This is a genomic window from Sunxiuqinia sp. sy24 (genome assembly GCF_052677165.1).
In genome coordinates this window covers 102282-123639 of sequence record NZ_JBQYLH010000013.1, presented here as the reverse complement: position 1 = coordinate 123639, position 21358 = coordinate 102282, and the positions used below count along the sequence as shown (strand labels likewise).

General features: G+C 42.6%; 19 protein-coding genes. 12 read left to right on the top strand and 7 right to left on the bottom strand.

Going from position 1 to position 21358, the window contains the following annotated elements:
* Nucleotides 1–8 precede the first annotated feature (8 nt).
* Genes mnmG through uvrC form a run of 3 tightly spaced genes read left to right on the top strand, consistent with a single transcriptional unit; the run spans nt 9 to nt 4278 of the window.
* Complete coding sequence (gene mnmG, locus ACUNWA_RS12570; RefSeq protein WP_445592267.1) at nt 9–1889, top strand: tRNA uridine-5-carboxymethylaminomethyl(34) synthesis enzyme MnmG; 1881 nt, start codon at nt 9–11, stop codon at nt 1887–1889.
* Between the two features lie 34 nt (nt 1890–1923).
* Complete coding sequence (locus ACUNWA_RS12565; protein ID WP_445592266.1) at nt 1924–2442, top strand: adenine phosphoribosyltransferase; 519 nt, start codon at nt 1924–1926, stop codon at nt 2440–2442.
* 15 nt (nt 2443–2457) lie between these two features.
* The gene (gene uvrC, locus ACUNWA_RS12560; protein ID WP_445592265.1) at nt 2458–4278 is read left to right on the top strand and encodes an excinuclease ABC subunit UvrC; all 1821 of its coding nucleotides are present in this window, start codon (nt 2458–2460) and stop codon (nt 4276–4278) included.
* Between the two features lie 64 nt (nt 4279–4342).
* Here uvrC and rsgA read toward each other — a convergent pair whose 3' ends face one another.
* Nucleotides 4343–5290, bottom strand: a complete 948-nt coding sequence (gene rsgA / locus ACUNWA_RS12555) for a ribosome small subunit-dependent GTPase A (RefSeq protein WP_445592264.1) — start codon at nt 5288–5290, stop codon at nt 4343–4345.
* Nucleotides 5291–5359: 69 nt separating this feature from the next.
* Between rsgA and ACUNWA_RS12550 the strand changes: the two genes are divergently transcribed.
* A complete protein-coding gene (locus tag ACUNWA_RS12550; protein ID WP_445592263.1) occupies nt 5360–6127 on the top strand; it encodes an exodeoxyribonuclease III in 768 nt (255 codons plus the stop codon).
* Nucleotides 6128–6202: 75 nt separating this feature from the next.
* On the opposite strand, the gene ACUNWA_RS12545 is transcribed toward ACUNWA_RS12550, so the two are convergent.
* The 4 genes from ACUNWA_RS12545 to ACUNWA_RS12530 form a co-directional block, all read right to left on the bottom strand.
* Nucleotides 6203–6439 carry a hypothetical protein gene (locus tag ACUNWA_RS12545; RefSeq protein WP_445592262.1) on the bottom strand — a complete coding sequence of 79 codons (237 nt, stop codon included), beginning with the start codon at nt 6437–6439 and terminating at the stop codon, nt 6203–6205.
* A gap of 12 nt (nt 6440–6451) precedes the next feature.
* The gene (locus ACUNWA_RS12540) at nt 6452–6850 is read right to left on the bottom strand and encodes an RDD family protein (RefSeq protein ID WP_445592261.1); all 399 of its coding nucleotides are present in this window, start codon (nt 6848–6850) and stop codon (nt 6452–6454) included.
* A 59-nt stretch (nt 6851–6909) separates the two neighbouring features.
* Entirely contained in the window at nt 6910–7938 is a 1029-nt protein-coding gene (tdh, locus tag ACUNWA_RS12535; RefSeq protein WP_445592260.1) for an L-threonine 3-dehydrogenase, read from the bottom strand.
* Between the two features lie 70 nt (nt 7939–8008).
* Nucleotides 8009–8503 carry a thioredoxin family protein gene (locus tag ACUNWA_RS12530; RefSeq protein ID WP_445592259.1) on the bottom strand — a complete coding sequence of 165 codons (495 nt, stop codon included), beginning with the start codon at nt 8501–8503 and terminating at the stop codon, nt 8009–8011.
* A 292-nt stretch (nt 8504–8795) separates the two neighbouring features.
* Here ACUNWA_RS12530 and ACUNWA_RS12525 point away from each other — a divergent pair, with 292 nt between their 5' ends.
* On the top strand, nt 8796–10490 hold the full coding sequence (locus ACUNWA_RS12525) for a sensor histidine kinase (RefSeq protein ID WP_445592258.1): 1695 nt from the start codon (nt 8796–8798) through the stop codon (nt 10488–10490).
* A 119-nt stretch (nt 10491–10609) separates the two neighbouring features.
* Here the strand turns inward: ACUNWA_RS12525 and metG are convergent, their stop codons facing one another.
* Together metG and ACUNWA_RS12515 are read right to left on the bottom strand one after the other, a co-directional pair.
* Nucleotides 10610–12643 (bottom strand): methionine--tRNA ligase, encoded by a 2034-nt coding sequence (gene metG, locus ACUNWA_RS12520; RefSeq protein WP_445592257.1) that lies wholly within the window; start codon nt 12641–12643, stop codon nt 10610–10612.
* A 128-nt stretch (nt 12644–12771) separates the two neighbouring features.
* Nucleotides 12772–14970, bottom strand: coding sequence for a B12-binding domain-containing radical SAM protein (locus ACUNWA_RS12515; protein ID WP_445592256.1), 2199 nt, complete (start codon nt 14968–14970; stop codon nt 12772–12774).
* A gap of 175 nt (nt 14971–15145) precedes the next feature.
* Here ACUNWA_RS12515 and ACUNWA_RS12510 point away from each other — a divergent pair, with 175 nt between their 5' ends.
* The 7 genes from ACUNWA_RS12510 to ACUNWA_RS12480 all read left to right on the top strand — a co-directional run bounded on the left by ACUNWA_RS12510 (nt 15146) and on the right by ACUNWA_RS12480 (nt 21291).
* A complete protein-coding gene (locus ACUNWA_RS12510; protein ID WP_445592255.1) occupies nt 15146–15967 on the top strand; it encodes an aminotransferase class IV in 822 nt (273 codons plus the stop codon).
* A gap of 271 nt (nt 15968–16238) precedes the next feature.
* A complete protein-coding gene (locus ACUNWA_RS12505) occupies nt 16239–17858 on the top strand; it encodes a BCCT family transporter (RefSeq protein ID WP_445592254.1) in 1620 nt (539 codons plus the stop codon).
* A gap of 40 nt (nt 17859–17898) precedes the next feature.
* A complete protein-coding gene (locus tag ACUNWA_RS12500; RefSeq protein ID WP_445592253.1) occupies nt 17899–18819 on the top strand; it encodes a universal stress protein in 921 nt (306 codons plus the stop codon).
* A 23-nt stretch (nt 18820–18842) separates the two neighbouring features.
* The gene (locus ACUNWA_RS12495) at nt 18843–19727 is read left to right on the top strand and encodes a glycine betaine ABC transporter substrate-binding protein (protein ID WP_445592252.1); all 885 of its coding nucleotides are present in this window, start codon (nt 18843–18845) and stop codon (nt 19725–19727) included.
* A 169-nt stretch (nt 19728–19896) separates the two neighbouring features.
* Nucleotides 19897–20244: a DsrE family protein gene (locus ACUNWA_RS12490; protein ID WP_445592251.1), complete on the top strand. Its 348-nt coding sequence runs from the start codon at nt 19897–19899 to the stop codon at nt 20242–20244.
* A 412-nt stretch (nt 20245–20656) separates the two neighbouring features.
* The gene (locus tag ACUNWA_RS12485) at nt 20657–20827 is read left to right on the top strand and encodes a hypothetical protein (RefSeq protein ID WP_445592250.1); all 171 of its coding nucleotides are present in this window, start codon (nt 20657–20659) and stop codon (nt 20825–20827) included.
* Between the two features lie 134 nt (nt 20828–20961).
* Complete coding sequence (locus tag ACUNWA_RS12480) at nt 20962–21291, top strand: hypothetical protein (protein WP_445592249.1); 330 nt, start codon at nt 20962–20964, stop codon at nt 21289–21291.
* Nucleotides 21292–21358: the final 67 nt, after the last annotated feature.

Here is a 21358-nt window from a genome sequence, read left to right as displayed (position 1 = left end):
TTTTTTTTATGATGTTACCTTTTTATGACGTAATTGTAGTGGGGGGGGGGCACGCTGGTTGCGAAGCAGCTGCTGCGGCCGCGAATTTGGGATCGAAAACCTTACTCATAACAATGGATATGGGCAAATATGCCCAAATGTCCTGCAATCCTGCTATTGGTGGAATTGCTAAAGGGCAAATTGTGCGTGAGATTGATGCTTTGGGCGGTTATACGGGCATTATTGCCGACCGATCGTCTATTCAGTTTCGCATGTTAAATCGATCTAAAGGACCGGCTATGTGGAGCCCTCGGGTTCAAAGCGACCGCTTTCGGTTTTCAGAATACTGGCGTACTGTTCTGGAAAATACCGATAACCTGGACTTGTGGCAGGATGCTGTTGTGCACCTACTCATCGAGGATGGCCAGGTAAAAGGTGTTAAAACCCAAATTGGCGTCGAATTTAAGTCCAAGACTGTTATTCTAACCAATGGAACCTTTTTAAATGGCCTGATGCATATTGGGCAGTCGAAAATGGAAGGGGGTAGGATAGGGGAGTCTGCGTCTTATTTTATAAGCGATCAATTGGCTGAAGCTGGTTTTACAACCGGGCGTCTAAAAACAGGAACGCCCGTCCGCATTGACGGGAGGACGATTGATTTTTCTAAGTTAACCGAGCAAAAAGGTGACGAAGGACATTATAAATTCTCCTATTTGCCCGATGTAAAAAGTGAATTGAAGAGTCGTAGTTGCTGGATAACTTACACTTCGCCTGAAGTTCATGCTGCGCTTGAAGAAGGTTTTGAGGAATCTCCAATGTATGATGGCACAATCCAAAGTACAGGCCCACGCTATTGCCCAAGTATAGAATCAAAGTTGGTGACATTTGCAGCGAAGCAGCAACATCAGTTGTTCTTGGAGCCGGAAGGAGAGAAGACGAATGAATATTATTTAAACGGATTTTCCAGTTCTTTGCCATGGCAGGTTCAGTACAAAGCTTTGCGCTTGGTTCCGGGATTGGAAAACGTGAAGATTTACCGTCCTGGGTATGCCATCGAATATGACTATTTCGATCCAACACAGTTGTATCATACGTTGGAAACAAAGAATATTAAGAACCTTTATTTTGGCGGTCAAATTAATGGAACTACAGGATATGAGGAAGCCGCTGCGCAGGGACTTATTTGTGGTATAAATGCGCATTTAAAAGCCCAGGGCGAACCTGAATTCACCCTGGGTAGGGAAGAGGCTTACATTGGTGTTTTAATCGATGATTTGGTCACTAAAGGCGTTGATGAGCCATACCGTATGTTTACCTCGCGAGCGGAATATCGTATTTTATTGCGACAAGATGATGCCGATGTTCGTTTAACACCAAAGTCATTTAGGATTGGTTTGGCCTCTCAGCAGCGGATGGATTTACTTGACGAAAAGTTAAAATTGCGCGATGATATTATTGATTTCGTTTCTAAATTTTCAATTAAGCCACAGTATATAAATACGCTTTTAGAGTCTAAGAATACAAGCCCATTAAAGCAGGGATTGAAATTGAAAGATGTAATTTCGAGGCCTCAAATTTCCATTTTTGATGTGATTGAACCCGTGGTTCCATTTCAGAAAATGTTGGAAATTATTCCTCAAAATCGCTTCGAGGAGATTGTAGTATCGGCGGAAATCTTGATTAAATATGCAGGGTATATTGAGCGCGAAAAATTGATGGCCGAAAAATTTAAGCGTCTTGAAAATATCAATATTGAAGACAAATTTGACTACGAAAAAATCCATACTATTTCAACGGAAGCCAGACAGAAATTGGCTCGGATTAATCCAAAAACGATCGGACAGGCGAGCCGTATTTCAGGGGTTAATCCCTCCGATATTAATGTGCTTTTAGTGATGCTTGGACGCTAATGTTCCACGTGGAACGCAAATTTAATAATCAACTATGAATTTAAAGGAAATCATCCGTGAGATACCGGATTACCCAGAAAATGGGATTAGTTTTAAGGATATTACAACCTTATTGAAAGATTCGGGTGCATTTAACGAAGTGGTGGATCAGGTGTATGAAACCTTCAGGGAAAAAGGGATTACTAAGATTGTATCACTCGAATCACGGGGTTTTATTGTTGGTGGAGCAGCTGCATATTTATTGAATGCAGGCTTTGTTCCAATCCGTAAAAAAGGGAAGTTGCCTGCTGAAACAGTGGCTGAATCTTACGAGTTGGAATATGGATCAGACACGATTGAAATGCATAAAGATGCCCTAAGCGAAGATGATGTTGTGTTGATTCATGATGATCTTTTGGCGACTGGAGGAACTGCTTTGGCGGCCTTAAATCTGGTTGAAAAAATGAATGTCAAGAAGGTTTATTTCTCCTTTATTTGCGATTTGAAATTTATCACAAATGGAAAGAAAGAGATCCTTTCAAACTACGAAACGCACACCATTGTCGAATATTAAATAGCCCTTTTCCCCTTGAGATATTCCGCCGTAAATAGAAACATTGATGTGCTGAAGAAGCAGGTTTCGGTCTTGCCTGATCAACCCGGAATTTACCAGTATTTTGATAATACCGGCAAAATTATTTACGTAGGAAAAGCGAAAAATTTAAGGAAACGGGTGTCGTCATATTTTTCGAAAAACCATGAGAATCGAAAAACAGCATTGCTCGTTCGTTCTATTGCCGACATCAAACACCTGGTTGTTGAAACGGAGCAGGATGCTCTTTTGCTCGAAAATAATCTGATCAAAAAGTATCAGCCCCGTTACAATATTCGTTTGAAAGATGATAAAACTTATCCTTGGATTGTCATCAAAAATGAACGTTTTCCCAGGGTATTTCAAACGCGGAATGTGGTTCGTGACGGATCGCAGTATTTCGGTCCGTATACTTCCTCGATGACCGTCCGTACGTTGTTGGAACTTTTCCGAAAACTGTATAAACTTAGGACCTGCAAATACAATCTTTCGCCCGAGAATATTGCCTGTGGAAAGTTGAAGGTTTGTTTGGAATACCATATCGGAAATTGTTTAGGACCTTGTGAGGGATACCAAATAGAGGAGGAGTACAACAAATACATTGCTGAGATTCGGAATATTTTGAAGGGAAATACATCAATTGTCATCAATTATTTGCGTGAACTAATGCATCACTATTCTGAAAAATTTCAGTTTGAGGAGGCCAACCAGATTAAGGAGAAGCTTCTTATTTTAGAAAAATTTCAAAATAGATCAACAGTTGTTAGTTCTACGATTACCGATGTAGATGTTTTTACCATCGATGTAGTAGAGAAAGCGGCTTTTGTAAATTACCTCAAAGTTATCAGTGGAGCGATTGTACAAACCTATACAACTGAAATTACGAAGGCACTTGATGAGACAAAAGAGGAGCTTTTACAATATGCGATTGTCGATATAAGGCAAAAAATTTTCTCTAATGCCAAGGAATTAATCGTTCCTTTTCAGCCTGAATTTGAATTGGAGAATGTCAAGTTTAAAATTCCGGAACGAGGTGATAAAAAGAAATTACTTGATTTATCGCTGCGAAATGCCAAGTATTTTCGATTGGAAAAGGAGAAACAGCAAATATTGGCTAAGCCCAAGGATAACTCGCAGCGGATTTTAGAGACCTTGAAAAAGGATCTTCAGTTAAAAGATTTGCCTACTCATATCGAATGTTTCGATAATTCCAATTTGCAGGGAACGAATCCGGTGGCTGCTTGTGTTGTTTTTAAAAATGGAAAGCCTGCTAAAAAAGACTATCGTCATTTTCATGTGAAAACCGTTGAAGGTCCGAACGATTTCGCTTCAATGGAAGAAATTGTCTATCGACGTTACAAACGCTTAATGGATGAGGAAAAGTCCTTGCCGCAATTAATTATCATTGACGGAGGTAAGGGGCAGCTTGGAATGGCATTGAATGCCTTGGGAGATTTGAAACTTCGTGGCAAGATTGCCATCATCGGAATTGCAAAAAAATTAGAGGAAATATTTTTTCCTGGAGACCCGGTACCAATTTATCTGGATAAAAGTTCAGAAAGTTTGAAGTTGATCCAATTTGCCAGAGACGAAGCGCATCGTTTTGGAATTACCTTTCATCGTAAGTTGAGATCCAAAAATTTTATCCAGTCGGAGCTGGATAAAATACCTGGAGTGGGAAAGAAGACCGTTCAGGCTCTTCTGACGCGATTTAAAAGCGTTGAGAATCTAAAAAATCAACCCTACCATGCGGTGGCTGGTGAAATAGGCGATTCTAAGGCGGTCAAAATATTCGATTATTATAAATTAAAGCGCTGAAAAATAGATTCTTAGTTGCTGTTTTTAGTGCTGAATTTTATGTTGCTTTCTTTAACCAACCAGCTCAATTTCTGTACTTAGCATCGTAGTCAAGTAAGCCCAGATAAGAAAAATAGCGGCTATCAGCAATCTCACCTTCATTGACATGTTTTTTTACCTCACAACCGGGTTCGTGGGTATGGGTACAATTATAGTACTGGCATTTTTCGAGCAGCTGAAACATTTCTGGAAAATAGTGTGAGATTTCTTCTTTCTCCATTTCCAAAACACCAAAACCTTTAATTCCGGGAGTGTCGATAATGTAACCGCCAAAATTCAATTCAAACATTTCGGAGAAAGTAGTGGTGTGTTTACCGGTCTGATGGTAATCCGAAATTTCTTTTGTTTTTAAATGAAGATCTGGTTCAACCGTGTTTATTAATGTTGATTTGCCAACACCCGAGTGACCTGCAAAAACATTTGTTTTGTTTTGCATCCAATTTTTCAGGGTATCCATGCCAACTTTTGTTTTAGTTGATGTTTTTAAGCAGCGGTAACCAATTTTTTCATACAGTTCAATAAGCTCCTCCATGTGTTTGTTTTGCTCACCATTGTATCGGTCGATTTTATTGAAGACCAAAGTACATGGGATACGGTAAGCTTCAGCCGATACTAAAAAGCGATCGATAAACGTCGTGGTGGTTACCGGGTAATTGATGGTTACAACCAAAAAGGCCTGATCAATATTTGAGGCAATGATGTGAGATTGTTTTGAAAGGTTAGGGGATTTGCGAATAATGTAATTTTTTCTTTCGACGATCGTTGTGATCAAACCATTAATTATATTCGTGTTCCCTTCGGTTTCTTCTTCAACAAATTTAAACTCCACATGGTCGCCCACGGCAATTGGGTTTGTACTTTTAATGCCTTTTAAGCGGAAGTTTCCTTTGATTTTGCATTCCACTTTATCGCCAGTTTCCGACTTCACGGTGTACCAACTTCCGGTCGATTTTATGACTATTCCTTTATTCAACTTTTAAATTTTTGTGGTGAAGAATGTTTATCTTTCGATTTCTATTCTAATTCAAAAGTAAGAAAAATAGTGAAACGTATTTTAAGCTATAATGTGAATGGTATCCGAGCGGCCATAAAAAAAGGCTTTCAAGACTGGTTGGTCGCTGAAAACCCTGATATTATTTGTCTTCAGGAAACAAAAGCACAGCCGGGACAAATGGAAGAAGATACCTTTGATGCCTTGGGATATCAAATTTATGCGCATTCGGCCGTTAAAAAAGGGTATAGTGGTGTGGCCATTCTTTGCAAGGAAAAGCCCGATCATGTGGAGTATGGGATGAATAATGCAAAGTATGATGTTGAAGGAAGGGTGATTCGGGTCGATTTTGGTGATTTAAGCGTGTTGAGTGTCTATTTCCCCTCGGGAACGACCGGAGGCCCCAGACAGGACTATAAGATGGATTTCTTGGTCGATTTTCAATCTTATCTGCAGGAGGTGCGCAAGGAACGTTCTAACTTGGTAATTTCGGGCGATTATAATATTTGTCGTTTATGGATTGATATTCACAATCCGGAGAAACAACAAAATACTTCTGGGTTTTTGCCGGAAGAGCGGGAGTGGTTCCAGCAATTTGTGGATGATGGCTATTGCGATAGTTTCCGCGAAATCGTTACCGATCCTGATCATTATTCGTGGTGGAGTTACCGAGCTGGCTCGCGTGCGCGAAACAAAGGTTGGCGGATCGATTACCATATGGTGACCGATTCGTTGAAAACAAAGGTGTCAGGGGCTGGTATTTTGGCTGATGTGGTGCATTCCGATCATTGTCCTGTTTGGGTTGAGCTGGACGCTTAATAGGCTTGTTCCACGTGGAAAACAAGAAAGGATTGAACAGCTGTTCAATCCTTTCTTGTTTATTTTTTGATGAGCTTAGTCACATGGTTTGTAAATAGCACCGGTGGCAAAGTCAACAATAGCTCCAGGCCAGAAAAGAATAACGTCTGCAATTAATGCAACTGCCCGAATGGGGCGCGCTGGTTCACCTTCTGCAGGTTTTGTTCGTTGACATGCTGACACTGGGCCACCAAAAACGGTTGCACATGAAGGAAGCAATACCGATGCACAGACCAGTAAGATAAGTAATTTAGCTCCTAACTTCTTTTTCATTGGATTAATAATTTAGAGGTTAATGTTTATTATTTTGGTTTTCGAAAGACGATCGTGCCATGCTAATTTATTCTCATAAAGTAGGATACTTATTGGTTCAAAAGGGACGATGCGCAAAAGCGAGCGTATTAGAATGGCTCTTGCTGATGCAGGAGCATTATCCTGCGAAATCACCTTTGTTTTTGTTAAAAGTTTACCCGGTGTTGATTGAATTATGAGTTCAAAAAGAAAATAATAAGCAAAGTATAAGACGAGAATGATAATTTTATCATTTAGATCATTAAGGCCACTCAAAAAAGGAGTATAACTCTTGAGTAAAATCAGAATAAAGATTCCAATCAATGAAAAGAGAATAAAATCGACTAAAAAACTTAAGAAGCGAATTCTTCTGGAAACGTTTTTTGTACCCATCTGACTAAATTAATCGTAATCAACCAAATTTAATGAAAGTTTATTTATACTTCCAAATATTATTCCCAATCCAGAATTATTTTTCCGCAGTTACCTTCTTCCATAATATCAAAGGCTTCCTGAAAATTATCGGCTTTCATACGATGGGTGATAACGGGAGAGATATCCAGTCCTGACGTTAGCATCATTTCCATGTGATACCAGGTTTCGTACATTTCACGGCCATAAATACCTTTCAGCGTTAATCCTTTAAAGATAAGCTTGCTCCAGTTTATTTGTGTTTTTTGAGGTAGCAAACCAAGCAGAGATATCTTTCCGCCGTTGTACATGTTCTCAACCATATCGTTGAAAGCAATGGGCGATCCGCTGCATTCCAAACCAATGTCAAAGCCGGCAACCATTCCCAGGGTTCCCATGGCTTCGCGAACACTTTCCTTTGTTGGATCGATTACTTTTGTTGCTCCCATTTTGCGGGCCAAATCGCGACGGTAGGGACTTAAATCGGTTCCGACAACGTTGCGCGCACCGGCAAATCTACTAACAGCAGCAGCCATAGCTCCGATTGGGCCTCCAATACCTGTAATCAACACATCTTCGCCTAAAAGAGGGAAGGAGAGGGCGGTGTGCGTGGCATTTCCCAGCGGATCCATAACGGCCATGATTTCATCGGGAATTCGGGAGTCTACTTTTAATACATTTTTGGCCGGAACAACGATGTATTCAGCAAAACCTCCATCGCGCTGCACACCAATTCCAACGGTATGATCGCAAATGTGTTGACGTCCGCGGCGACAGTTTCGGCAAAATCCACAGGAAATATGACCTTCAACAGTTACCCGTTCACCCACATGGACCCGATCCACTTCAGAGCCAGTTTCAACCACCTCGCCCATGTATTCATGTCCGATGGTTACCGGAGTCTTAATCGTATTCTGTGCCCATTCATCCCATTTATAAATGTGCAGGTCGGTACCGCAAACCGCGGCTTTTTTTATCTTTATCAGGACATCATTGTGCCCAACTTTTGGCATCGGGACATCTTCCATCCATAAGCCACGTTCTGGTTTACTTTTTACAATTGCTTTCATGAAATTAGTACATTTTTGCTTCAACAAATTAAGGCTATTTAAGTCTAAAAGAAAGAATGAATATCATATTCTAGCGTTCTTGCTTATGATAAGTACTGGGGGCCAGTGCTTTGGGAGACCATTGCTTGTAAAAAAGCAGCACTTCTTTTGAGTCGTAAGCACCGTCTTTTTCCAGATAAGCTGAATTTTGGGTGTGAATACGCTCGCCATTGCCATTCAAAACAACAAAAACCGGGAAGCCAAAACGTTGTGGGTAGTCCAATGATTTGAGTACATCCAGATTTTTGTTTTCCTTACTGTAATTGACTTTTACAACATTAAAATTGGCATCAACAAATGCTTTTATTTCGGAGTCGTTTTCTACGAAACGATGAAACTTGATACACCAGGGACACCAATTTCCTCCAATTTGCAGAAAGACATGTTTCCCTTCTGCTTTGGCTTGCTTAACCGCTTGCTGAATTTCAGCTTTAGCATTCGCCTCCGGCTTGTAGATCTGGCTTGTTTGGGCAAACAGGCTACTGCTTATTAAAATTGAAAATAGAACACCAATTAGCTTCTTCATGATAGTTACTTTTTGAATGGCCCAAAATTAAGCGATTAGGAGATGAGTTAACCTGAAAAAAAATCATGTTTTTCGGTTCGAGTAGGAAATAAGAAAGCCTCTTTGCAAGAGATTGGCTCACAGTTTGATTTTTTTTGCTTAGTTGTTTGTGTGAAAGTGAATCTCCTATGTTTTTTGAATGGTAAATTTTTTGTTGAATAGTAGACAACGATATTTTCTTAAGCGATTTATAGTCACGTTTGTAGCGTTTGCTTTGCTCTCGTTCCTCTCTTTTTGGGGAGGGATAAGACTAATGCTGAATGAGCATTATTATCATCTTCAGGCTGATCAGGAACAAAAAGTTTTGGTAGAAAAGCAACTGCTGGAGCATTATTTTGACGAGGCGGTCCTGGATATTTTAACAATTACTGAGAATCAGTTTTTTATCTCTTTCTTGAGTGGCGAAGATCATGATCTGGATCATCAAAAAGCTACGGAAGATTTGGTTGTCGATTTGTTTCGTTTTAAGAAAAATTATTACCAGCTTAGGCATTTAGATAATAATGGAATGGAGGTGTTTCGGGTAGAACGACGCCATTCGGATCCCTATATATGTAAGGCCAACGAATTACAGGATAAGAGTTCACGATATTATTTTCAGCAGAGTATTCAGCTAAACTCTGGACAGTTTTATGTCTCTCCTTTTGATTTGAACATCGAATACGGTAAAATTGAAATTCCTTATCGTCCTATGTTACGGATATGTATTCCGGTGTTTAATAGTAAGCAGGAGAAACTAGGAGTAAATGTGCTCACCTTTGATGGACGTCAGGTGATTGAGGAACTGGACGCCGAATCGGCTAAGGAGGAGGGGGTGAGTTATTTGGTTAATAACGATGGCTATATATTGAATACGCAAGATTCTACTTTGGAGTGGAGTTTTATGTTTCCCGATCAGATAAGTCAAAAGATTCAACAGTTATTCCCCGAAAGCTATACGCAGCTATTGGAAACAGATTGGGGGCAGTTTAAAAATGCGAAGGGTTTGTTTACTGTGGCTGATGTTTTTCCATTTAAAGGAGTAACATTGCCAGGCTACAACCTTAATAGTGCAGAAAATTATCGCTGGAAAATTATTTCATTGCTGCCTTCCGAAAAACTTGGCTTCGGAAACTTTGTTTCTATAAGCAATCTGATCCTCTGGTATGGCATTGTGTTGTTGTCTGGTTTGTGGCTGGCTTACTTCTATGCCGATGCCACTTTGCGCAGATTCCTGGCGCAGTCGGAGTTAGTCGAATCGGAAAGGAAGCTAACCGTTGCCAATCAAGCAAAAGATCAATTTTTTTCGATTGTTTCTCACGACCTTAAAAACGGCTCGGGAACCATAGCCAATTATCTGGAATTCATGCAGGAAAGCTATGTCGAATTTGGAGAGGAAGAGCGGCAGATGCACCTGAAGGATGTGACGTTTGCTGCGGCTCAACACAATAAGCTGCTTTATGAAATACTGGACTGGGCACGGCTACAGCAAGGACGGGTGGAGTTTAAGCCTTTGGTGATTTCTCTAAATGAGTTATTGGAAGAGCAGGTCAATATGGTGGGTTTGCAGCTCAAAAATAAGGGATTAACCATCAGCTGTGATCTGGATGCTGATTTGCAGGTGTTAGGAGACCGGGAGATGCTGAAAGCTATTCTCAGAAATCTGATTAGCAATGCAATTAAGTTTTCATTTCGTGATAATCGTATTTTGATTTCTGCCAAGCAAAAAGACGGAGAGGTGGAAGTAAAGGTGGTTGATTTTGGTATAGGCATGCGAAAAACAGATGCAACCAAGATTTTTGATCTTTCATCGAAAATACAGCAGCCAGGAACAGAAAAGGAGTCAGGAACAGGTTTTGGACTGAAGCTGGTGGCCGAGATGGTCGAGAAAAATAGCGGTACAATTCGGGTGGAGAGTGAGTTGGAGAAGGGGACCAGCTTTATTATATCACTTGTTTCTGAGAAATAAAAAAACCGCCTTTGCGTACAAAAGCGGTTCTTGTTATATGTAGAGTAAGTGGCCGATCTGCAAAGGCAGTACGGCAACTTACGGAAGCGCACCAACAAGCGTTGGCACGACTATCTTTATTAGCGTATTTCTGAGCCGTTTTTCAACTTTTCTTCGGGCGAAACAAAGCGTAGGGTACCATCTGCATCTTCGGCCATCAAAATCATTCCCTGCGATTCAATTCCCCGCAACTTCCGTGGTTCCAGATTCACCAAAACCGATACTTGTTTTCCGATGATTTCTTCGGCCTTGTAATGCTCCGCAATTCCAGAAACAACCGTGCGTTTATCAATACCAGTATCCACCAAAATTTTCATTAATTTTTTGGTTTTAGTAACCGGTTCAGCTTCCAAAATAGTAGCTGTTCGGATATCCATTTTCATAAAATCATCAAACGTGCAGTTTTCCTTGGCTGGTGTGGCAACAGCTTCAGCAGCTTCATTGGCTTTTTTGGTGTCCAGCAGCTTTTGCACCTGTGCTTCAATCACGCTGTCTTCAATCTTTTCAAACAGCAGTTCGGGTTTGTTGGTTTGGTGTCCGGCAGGCAGCAAATCGGTATGTCCCAGCTCGCTCCAGTCCAGTTTCTCAAAGTTGATGAACCCTCTTAATTTATTCATGCTAAAAGGAAGAAAGGGCTCCAGCATGATGGTCAGGTTAGCCGTAATCTGCAAACAGATATTCATGACCGTTTTTACGCGTTCCGGATCGGTTTTAACCACTTTCCAGGGCTCTTCGTCAGCCAGATACTTATTACCCAGTCGAGCCAAATCCATGGCTAATTTCAAGGCTTCGCGGAAACGGTATTGATCCAGACTTTTCTCCACTTCAAGCTTTAACTTACCAATTTCATTCAGGGCTGCCTGATCCACTTCATTTAGTTCGCCCAAGGAAGGTACTTTGCCGTCGTAATATTTTTGAGTGAGTACCAGTGCTCGGTTCACAAAGTTCCCCAACACAGCAACCAGTTCGTTGTTGTTGCGGGCCTGGAAATCTTTCCAGGTAAAGTCGTTGTCTTTGGTTTCCGGCGCATTGGCTGTTAGCGTGTATTTTAGCACATCTTCTTTGCCGGGAAATTCTTCCAGGTATTCGTGCAGCCAAACGGCCCAGTTGCGGGAAGTGGAGATTTTGTCGCCTTCCAGATTCAGGAATTCGTTGGCTGGCACATTTTCAGGTAGAATGTAACTTCCTTCCGCTTTCAGCATACTTGGGAAAATGATGCAGTGGAATACGATATTATCTTTTCCGATGAAATGCAGCATTTTGGTTTCCGGATCTTTCCACCATTTCTCCCAGTCCGGAGTCATTTCCTTGGTGGCTGAAATATAGCCAATGGGCGCGTCAAACCACACATACAGCACTTTGCCTTCGGCACCTTCAACCGGAACAGGCACGCCCCAGTTCAGGTCGCGGGTAACGGCGCGCGGGTTTAGGCCACTATCAATCCAGCTTTTACACTGTCCGTACACGTTTGATTTCCACTCTCTGTGACCTTCCAAAATCCACTCTTTCAGCCAGGGTTCGTATTGGTCGAGTGGGAGATACCAGTGCTTAGTTTCTTTCAGCACGGGCGTGTTTCCACTGATCATCGACTTGGGATTGATTAGTTCATTAGGGCTGAGCGATGTTCCACAGCTTTCGCATTGGTCGCCATATGCTTTTTCGAACGAACATTTCGGGCAGGTGCCGACGATGTAACGGTCGGCTAAAAACTGCTTGTTTTCTTCGTCGTAATACTGTTCGCTGGTTTGCTCTACAAACTTACCATCGTCGTACAACTTCTTAAAAAATTCGGCTGCTGTTTCATGATGAATCTCTGCGCTGGTGCGTGAATATACATCGAATGAAATTCCAAATCGGGCAAATGAATCTTTGATCATGCCGTGGTATTTGTCCACGATGTCCTGTGGCGTTACGCCTTCGTTTTTTGCTTTCAAAGTGATTGGTACGCCGTGTTCGTCCGATCCTCCGATAAAGGCAACTTCTTCGTTTTTCAGACGAAGGTAGCGTGCGTAAATATCAGCCGGAACGTAAACACCGGCCAGGTGACCAATGTGCACAGGCCCATTGGCATAAGGCAGGGCAGAAGTAATTAAGGTACGTTTGTATTGTGACATGTCAACGTGTTTTTTTATTGTGGTGAAAACCAATTCTCATTAAGGGCTACAAAGATAAGCGAAATTTTGAGCCGAAAGAATAAGTAACCAATGCAAAAGCAATTGATTTAAAATGGGTATTTCGCTTGTTAAAGCATCAATAAACCGTTTTTTCTTAAGCTTATCATTGGCTTGCTATTCCAGAATAAGATAAAATCTTCGCCGGTTTCATCTTCAAAACTGGTTTGAAGGTCGTCAAAGGTAGGCAGAGTGGCGTTTTCAACTGCTAACTTTGGGAGTTGCGCAATGAGCCATCTTCCTTCATGTTCTTTGATCTGAATGCTTATTTCTGTTTTCTTGTTCGAAAACCTGAGCTCAGCCATTGGGTAGGTTCGTTTTTTCTTCGTTTTGCTGAAGTAATCAACACTTGCTTTTCCGCCTATCCAAACGATTGAAGCTGATGAGCTGACCGGTTGATATTCCTGTGACTCGATGGCTTGTTCTATAAAGCCGGGATGTACTTTGGTGCGCGGCACTTTAAAATCGAACCAATCCTGAAGCGGAATATCGAAGCCAATGGCATGCATGTAATTGAACAGCGATTTTTTAAGTCCATCACTAAAAAGCTCGTGGTTGCAACCTGTTGAATCAATATGAATCAGATCATTGTTAGCAAATGTACCCACGGTTGTATTTTGGATTTTCACCTTAAATTTTTCAGGATGAAGTCCAACGGGACTGTGGGCAGTCATGGCAAACTGATGCCAAAAGCCGGACTGAATCACGCCGGCTTCAAATAACTGGCGAACCACTTCCAGCGAATCGATGGTTTCCTGGGTGGTTTGTGTCGGGAAACCATACATCAGGTAGGCGTGCACCATGATTCCTGCCCGAGTGAAATTATCTGTAACCTTGGCTACTTTGGTCAAACTTACTCCCTTGTTAATCATGCCAAGCAGGCGGTCGGATGCAACTTCCAGTCCGCCAGACACGGCAATACAGCCAGACTCTTTCAGGAGCAGGCATAGGTCATAGGAAAAACTCTTCTCGAACCGGATGTTGGTCCACCAAACTACGCTTAGCTTTCTGCGAATGATTTCCAGAGCGAGGGCTCTCATTAGGGCTGGAGGTGCCGCCTCGTCTACAAAGTGAAAGCCAATTTGCCCGGTTTGTTCGATGAGTTGTTCTATGCGGTCGCACAGGAGTTTTACGCTGCTGGGCTCGTAGCGTCTGATGTAGTCGAGCGAAGTGTCGCAAAAGGTGCAACGTCCCCAATAACAGCCGTGTGCCAGGGTCAGTTTGTTCCAGCGCCCATCACTCCACAGGCGATGCATGGGGTTTACAATCTCGATGACGGAGAGGTAGTGTTCAAGTGGTAAATCAGAATAATCGGGAACACCCACATCGGCCTGAAAAATATCTTTTTCAACAGCTCCATCGCAGTATATCACTTTTCCATCGTCACTCCTGAAGGTTCTTTTTAACTGGTCGGCGTCCCGTTTGCCATCCAGATGCTCAAGCAGTAACAGCGTGGGAGCCTCACCATCGTCAAGTGTAATAAAATCAAGGTAATCGAAAACGCGTGGATCAGAAAGTGAACGTAGTTCAGTGTTCGGAAAGCCTCCGCCCATGACAAGTTTAACCTCTGGATAGTGCTTTTTTAACCATTGACCACTTTTTAGGGCACTGTATAAATTGCCGGGAAAAGGGACCGAAAAAGCCACGACTGTCGGCTGATACTGTTCCATTTTTTGCTGCAGCAAGGAGGTCAGTAACTGGTCGACGAAACTGTCAGGCGCCAAAAGGGAGTCGTGCAGTTCGTCAAACGTATTGGCTGACCGGCCCAGTCGTTCGGCATAGCGGCTAAAACCGAAGTGAGGATCTACTGCTTCAACAATCAAGTCGGAAAGATCTTCAAGATAAAGGGTTGCCAAATGTCTGGCTTTATCGTGGATGCCCATGGTGCCAAAAGCCCAGTCCAAGTCTTCGGTATGAGCAAAACGAGCGGCTTCGGGCAGGTAGGTTCCTTCGCAAATAACATGGGCTAGGGTGCTGTTTTTATTTTGAAGGAAGGCCATGACCGGATCAATAGTTCGGATATATTCATCGCGTAAATTAAAAATACGCTGACTATTGGCTGATAACTCGAGCTCATCCGCCTCAATTCGCTGAAAAAGTGACTTTAAACCCGAGGTTGAGAATAAGGCCAAAATGACTTCAATCCCCAAGTCGCACTGGTTTGAAGCGATGGAACGCGTATTTAAAAAGCCTTTTAAATAGGCTGTTGCTGGATACGGCGTATTCAGTTGAGTAAACGGTGGCGTGATGAAAAGTATTTTTTGACTCACATTCAAATATTTAGATTCGTAAAAGTAATATAAACCATGGAAAGATTGATTTGATGATGGAAGGTGGTTTTAAAACTCGTTGATTAGGAAGCTGGTTGAAAGTGAAATCCTCTCTTGCCAATAGCCTGGAAACTAAATAATCCTTTGTAATTTCGTTGCAATAAATTTTCAAGCTATGATTGGATTTGACAACGGTAGCTATCGCACCTTAGCGGAAATCAGTATTCCCATTACCAGTCTTTCGATTAACCGCGGTTACGGCGCATTTGAATTTCTGGAGGTGATTCAGGGGAAACCCTTTTATGGTGATCGGCATGTGACTCGGTTTTTAAAAACCATGCGGTTGCTGAAGATCAAGACGGACTTCGATGAGCATTTGGTTGAAGTGATTGCAGAGCTGATTGAGCGAAACCAACTGAAAAATGGGTTCATCAAGCTGTTTGCTTTGCCCCATGAGGCCGCTTTTAAGGAAAGCTACAAGGCCGCATTGTATGTTTTTCCAACTCAAATGCCCGATTATCCCACTTCGTTTTACACTGATGGCGTTCGTTTAGTGCTGAAGCCTTTTGATCGATTTCTTCCTGAGGCTAAGTCAACGAACTATTTGGCAGGCCAATACTGGATGAACGAACAGACCGATCCTCGTGTAGTGGATGTGTTGTTTCACAATGGAAAAACGGTGCAGGAAACCTCGCGGGGTAATCTTTTTGCCGTCAAGGAGGGGAAGGTTATAACGCCCGCTGAAAACGTGCTGGAAGGTGTCACCCGTGGGTTGGTGCTGGAGATTCTGAAAGCGCAGCAAATTCCGTATGCCGAAGCGGAATTACCTTTGACAGATTTGCTGACAGCCAATGAAGTATTTTTATCGAGCACGACCAAGCACATTATGCCGGTTACCACCTTGGATGCGAATCCTGTGGCAGACGGAATACCAGGACCAATCACTCAGCAAGTGATGGAGGCGTTTCTGCTGCTCAAACAGCAATATGGAAAATAAAGATTAAGTGTTGCTTACTGTTGTTTTGATTTTGCTGCGGTTCAATGCATTGGTTGAATTGCCTAAAAGCATGGGGAAAAGATCTGATCGTTGAATAATGATCGGATTTTTTTGTTGCTGCCAGTGCCTTTTTTCGGGGCTTAGCGCTCATTTTCAAATCAATTGCTCTCCCCGATGTTTGCATTAGCCTTTCAGTTTTCTTATCTTGACAGAAAAGCCTAAAGTAACTTCCTGCTAGTTGGTCACAATGTAAATCTTAAAATAGAACAATATGGCAGAACAAGAAGAAAAGTATGAGATTAATCCCGAGTTAAAATCAACGAAAAAATACTTTGATGTTGATGCTCCTGTGTTTTGGCCATCGGCTATTTTGGTCGTTCTTTTTATCGCAGTTACGCTGATTGTGGGGGAGCCCATGGGAGAAGTATTTGGTAAAATTCAGAATGCCATTTCCGATTCGGGCGGATGGTTCTTTGTGTTAGCGGTTAACTTTTTTCTTGTTTTTGTATTGTATATCGCCTTTAGCAAATATGGGGAAATCAGGCTCGGAGGCCGGAATGCCAAACCCGAATTTTCGAAGGCAGCTTGGTTTGCCATGCTTTTTAGTGCAGGAATGGGGATTGGTATTTTGTTTTGGAGCGTGGGCGAGCCCATGAACCACTTTGTTAGTTCGCCAACCTCTGAGGGGCAAACGGTGGAGGCGGCTCGGGTAGCCATGGAGCTTACCTTTTTACACTGGGGGCTGCATGCCTGGGGTATTTATGCTTTGGTAGGCATGGCGCTGGCTTTTTTTACCTTCAACCGTGGATTGCCGCTAACCATTAGTTCCGTGTTTTATCCCGTGTTAGGGCGTCGGATAAACGGGCCCATCGGGAAGATTATCAATGTACTGGCGGTGGTAGCCACTCTTTTTGGATTGGCTACCTCACTGGGGATGGGCGTGCAGCAGGTCAGTGCGGGCTTGGCACACCTGTTTAATATACCCAATACCATTACCACCCAAGTCATTTTAATTACCCTAATCACGCTTGCTGCTACTGGTTCTGTTGTGGCTGGACTGGGCTCTGGGGTGAAGCGATTGAGTGAAATCAATATTGTATTGGCTGGGCTCTTTTTGTTGTTTATTATCGTGGTCGGGCCTACCTTGTTTATCGTCGACTCCTTTGTTCAGAATCTGGGGAGTTATGTGCAGAACTTTTTTGAGTTGAGTTTCTGGACAGAGACCTATCAGCAATCGAACTGGCAAAACAGCTGGACGGTATTTTACTGGGCTTGGTGGGTGAGCTGGTCGCCTTTTGTGGGCATGTTTATCGCCCGTATTTCGCGTGGACGGACTCTCAAAGAATTTGTTTTAGGCGTATTGATCGTACCTTCTTTGCTTACTTTTTTATGGCTCTCGGCCTTTGGTGGAAGTGCCATGTTCCTGGAATTGAATGGTCTGGCAGATATTGCCGGTGCGGTAAAAGAAAATGTATCGACCTCGCTTTATGTGCTGCTGGAACAGTTTCCAATCTCGTCCATTACGTCGATGGTTGGCGTTATTCTGGTAGCTAGTTTTTTTGTCACCAGCTCCGACTCCGGTTCGTTGGTCGTTGATAGCTTAACGGCTGGAGGAAAGCTGGATGCGCCTGTTGCTCAGCGTATTTTTTGGGCGTTGACCGAGGGAGCCATCGCAGCGGTTCTTTTGATAGGTGGCGGCCTGCAGGCCCTGCAAACAGCGGCAGTAACCACCGGACTGCCTTTTGCTGTTATCCTGATCACTATTGCCTATAGCCTGTTGAAGGGGCTGCGGGGTGAGCATGTTGAGATGATGGAACGACTAAGGGAGAAAGAGCAAAAGGATTACCAAAGAATTATAGTCGATATTCTGAAAAAAAGAGAATCGAAATAGTGTTTTACCGATTGAATATTAACAACTAGCGAATAGAATTATGGAAAGATTGGATAACATACTGGTGTGCATGGACCTGACCGAGATGGATGATTTTCTGATTAACTATGCGAGCTACTTGGTGGAACAGACGAATGCTCAAAAAATCTATTTTCTTCATTTGTTGCAACGTTATGACTTACCCCGTGAAATTTTGAGTGAGTTTCCGGATCTCAAGCAGCCGATTAGCAAGATTATTCAGGAGGAATTGGAAGAGAAATTGGCGAGTAGTTTTCCGCATTCGGAGGAGATTATTACGGAGGTGGTGGTGCTGGAGGGCATCAAGTCCGACAGCTTGTTACAATTTACACGCGATAAGAAAATCAACTTGACCTTGTTTGGGAAAAAAGTGGGTTACTTCGGAAGAGGTGCTCTGGCCCGGCGAATCATGCCACTAACACCTTCGTCGGTTATTTTGGCAAGCGAAACGGCCCTTCCTAAAATCGACAATATCCTGGTGCGCATCGATTTCTCAAAAATGTCGGAAATAGCCATGCTTACAGCCGTTGGCTTAAGCCAACATACCGGGGCAAAGGTGTTTGCCCTCCATGCCTATAAGATTCCAATTAGCCATTTTCCTAGTTATTCGCCCGAAGATGAAGAACGCTTGCAGTTGAAGATGGGAAAACATGGTGAAAAAGAATACCTGAAATTTATGAAGAAGTTGAAGCTGGATCCCGAAGCGATTCCTTGTTCTTTTCAGTATGATAAAAACTACGATGAAGCTCAGTTGCTTTACCATCATGGACTGGTTAATCAGGCTGATCTGATTATGATCGGATCAAAAATAAAGTCAGATCTGGCTAATGTCATTCTTGACCAGACCTCGGAAGATTTAGCTGAAGTGGAGAAAAATATTCCAGTGATGATTGTGAAAGACCGCAAGCAAACCCTCGGCTTTTTAGAGGCGCTTTTTGATTAATTAATGGCTTAAATTCAGATCTTATGAGAGTTCAATTTCGAATAGTAGTACTTTCCTTGCTTATTGTATTCATCGTGAGTGCTTGTAGTACATCACCCCGGCAACAGCCCGAACAAGACTGGACGGTGAAACTGGTTTATACCGATTGGTCGGAAGCAGTGGCGCTGACCACCCTGGCAAAGGTCTTGCTTGAGGAGCGAATGGAATTTGAGGTGCAAACCAAGTTGACCGATGTGGAGTCGGCTTATGCCGAAGTAGCAAGGGGTGAAGCCGATATTTTTGCTGATGCCTGGTTGCCCGAAACACACGCCCATTACCTGGAGTCGCATGGTGATTCGATCGAGCGTTTGGGCATCATTTACCCGCATGCCCGCACGGGACTGGTGGTGCCGGCCTACAGTCGTTACAACTCGCTGGAGGATTTTAAAGGAACTGATGTTGAGATTATTGGTATTGAAGCAGAAGCTGGCATCATGTATCAAGCACGTTACGCCTTGCAGCAATATGAGCTGGAAACGGTTCGACTGAAAAACCTGTCGGAGCAGGAAATGATTAGTCAGCTTACTGAAGCCTATAAACGTCGCGAGGAGGTAGTCATCACGGGCTGGGAGCCCCATGGCTTGTTTGCACGTTTTGAGCTAAAATTTCTGGATGATCCGCTGAACGTTTTTGGCGATCGGGAGAATATTTATGCTTTGGGAACTTCCGGAATAGAAGAACGACTGCCGCATGTGGTGCGATTTTTCGAGCGCATGCAGCTTTCTGAAAAGCAAATTAACGGCCTGATTGATGCGATGAACAGTGAAGTGGATCCCGAAGAAGGCGTGCGCGTGTGGATCGGTAAAAACGATTATATCGTCAACCAGTGGGTGAAAAACCTGAAGCCCGAACGAAAAAAGATCATGTAAGACAACAAAATTAGAAAAAGTGATTCCATGGTTTAGTTGATGCTGACTTTTTTTTTAGTGAAAAACGGAAGGAAGATTTACCTTTACTGGCATCTTACGCTCAGAGGAAAGGCACCTTATTCTGAAGAGATAGGAGCGAATCGAAGTTCATAATCAAACGAAACATACAGTGGGAAGCTTAAAAAATACCTTGATACAAATTACGCAGAATGGCATGGGAGCCGGCGATGAATCGCTGGGGCTTTTGTTGGTCAGCAACTACCTGACCCTTCTGAGCGAAGAAACCCATCTGCCGAGGGTAATTGTCTTTTACAATGCGGGAGTTCAACTCCTCCGTAGTGGTTCTCCGGTCACTGAAATTCTGAAAGAGCTTCAGCAGAAGGGAGTCCAGCTCATGGCTTGTAAAACCTGCTTAAATCATTTCGGTCTTATCGGAAAAACTGAAGTTGGCCTGGCCGGCACCATGATGGATATTATTGAACTGCAGAAAGTAGCCGATAAGGTGGTGAATCTGTAGTTTGTCGGAGGAGATAATATTTTTAAATTTATTATATTGTGAGGTGAGATCGGAATAAGATAAGTTAACTCAGGCCAGAACCGAAGCTAATACCATGCGTAACTATTTTGCAGAGTCAGTTCAACGACTCAGTGAATCCGAATTGAGGGAATGATTGACTTACCCGGAAGACTTTGTTCCAGAAGCTATTGTGGTTGCCCGGGAGGAGCTGAAGAACAGACAGATAAATTCCAAGTCTTCTGATATTCAGGAAAAAAATCAATTATCAGGAACCGTTGCAGCAAATGCAGTTAAGCGAAAACCAAAGTTTCGGTAGAATTGGTCCTTTGTTGACATAATCTTACGCCCGGATACTCACTCTATTTCCAGGACCACTAAAAATCGCCTGCTCTTAACACTCAGATTCTATTTTTTGACCTTATTCTTTCTGCAGGTAGCTTCTATTCCACAGATGATTCTGGAAAGGCTGGGAATTATCTGCAAGGTGAATAAGTTTGATTTAATTCCAGATTATTTCGTCAACACAACCGATATCTTTTTTGCTTCTTTCCTGATTCCATTAATGGCTGGTTTGCTGGAATAGGCCCAGTTTCGTTTGGTCTTGAGTCGATTCAATAAGCGCTATTTCGATTGGTTTATTGCTCTTTTGGTGAGTTTCATCATCCATAAAAGCGTGGGGACTTACCTGCTGTCACCTTCTGATTTTTACAGTAGTTTTTGGCTCAAACTTCTTTCATTTACCTCTTTATTGCTATTCCAATTTATTTTTCTCTGGCTCAGACAAATATTCACTCGAATTGGTTTGAAAAGAACTGGGAATACGCTTTAAAGTATCTGTTTTATTCGCTGGCACTGCTTTTTGCTATTCTGCATTTACCTACTCTTGATCTGACAACTGCTGAGCAGCTATTCTTTTGGCCGCTGCTTATTCTTCCCTTTTTGGTTTATGCATTTGTGTTCTCCTACGTTCGCATTCGGATTGGCTTTGCTTATGCGGTTTTGCTTCACTTTTTCATCGATCTGATCGTGATTATTCTGCAAAATTGAAACAAACAGAAGGCGACTGCTAGGGTAATCCTGGTGCTCAAAAATTTCTCTCTTGGGTTGAATTCCC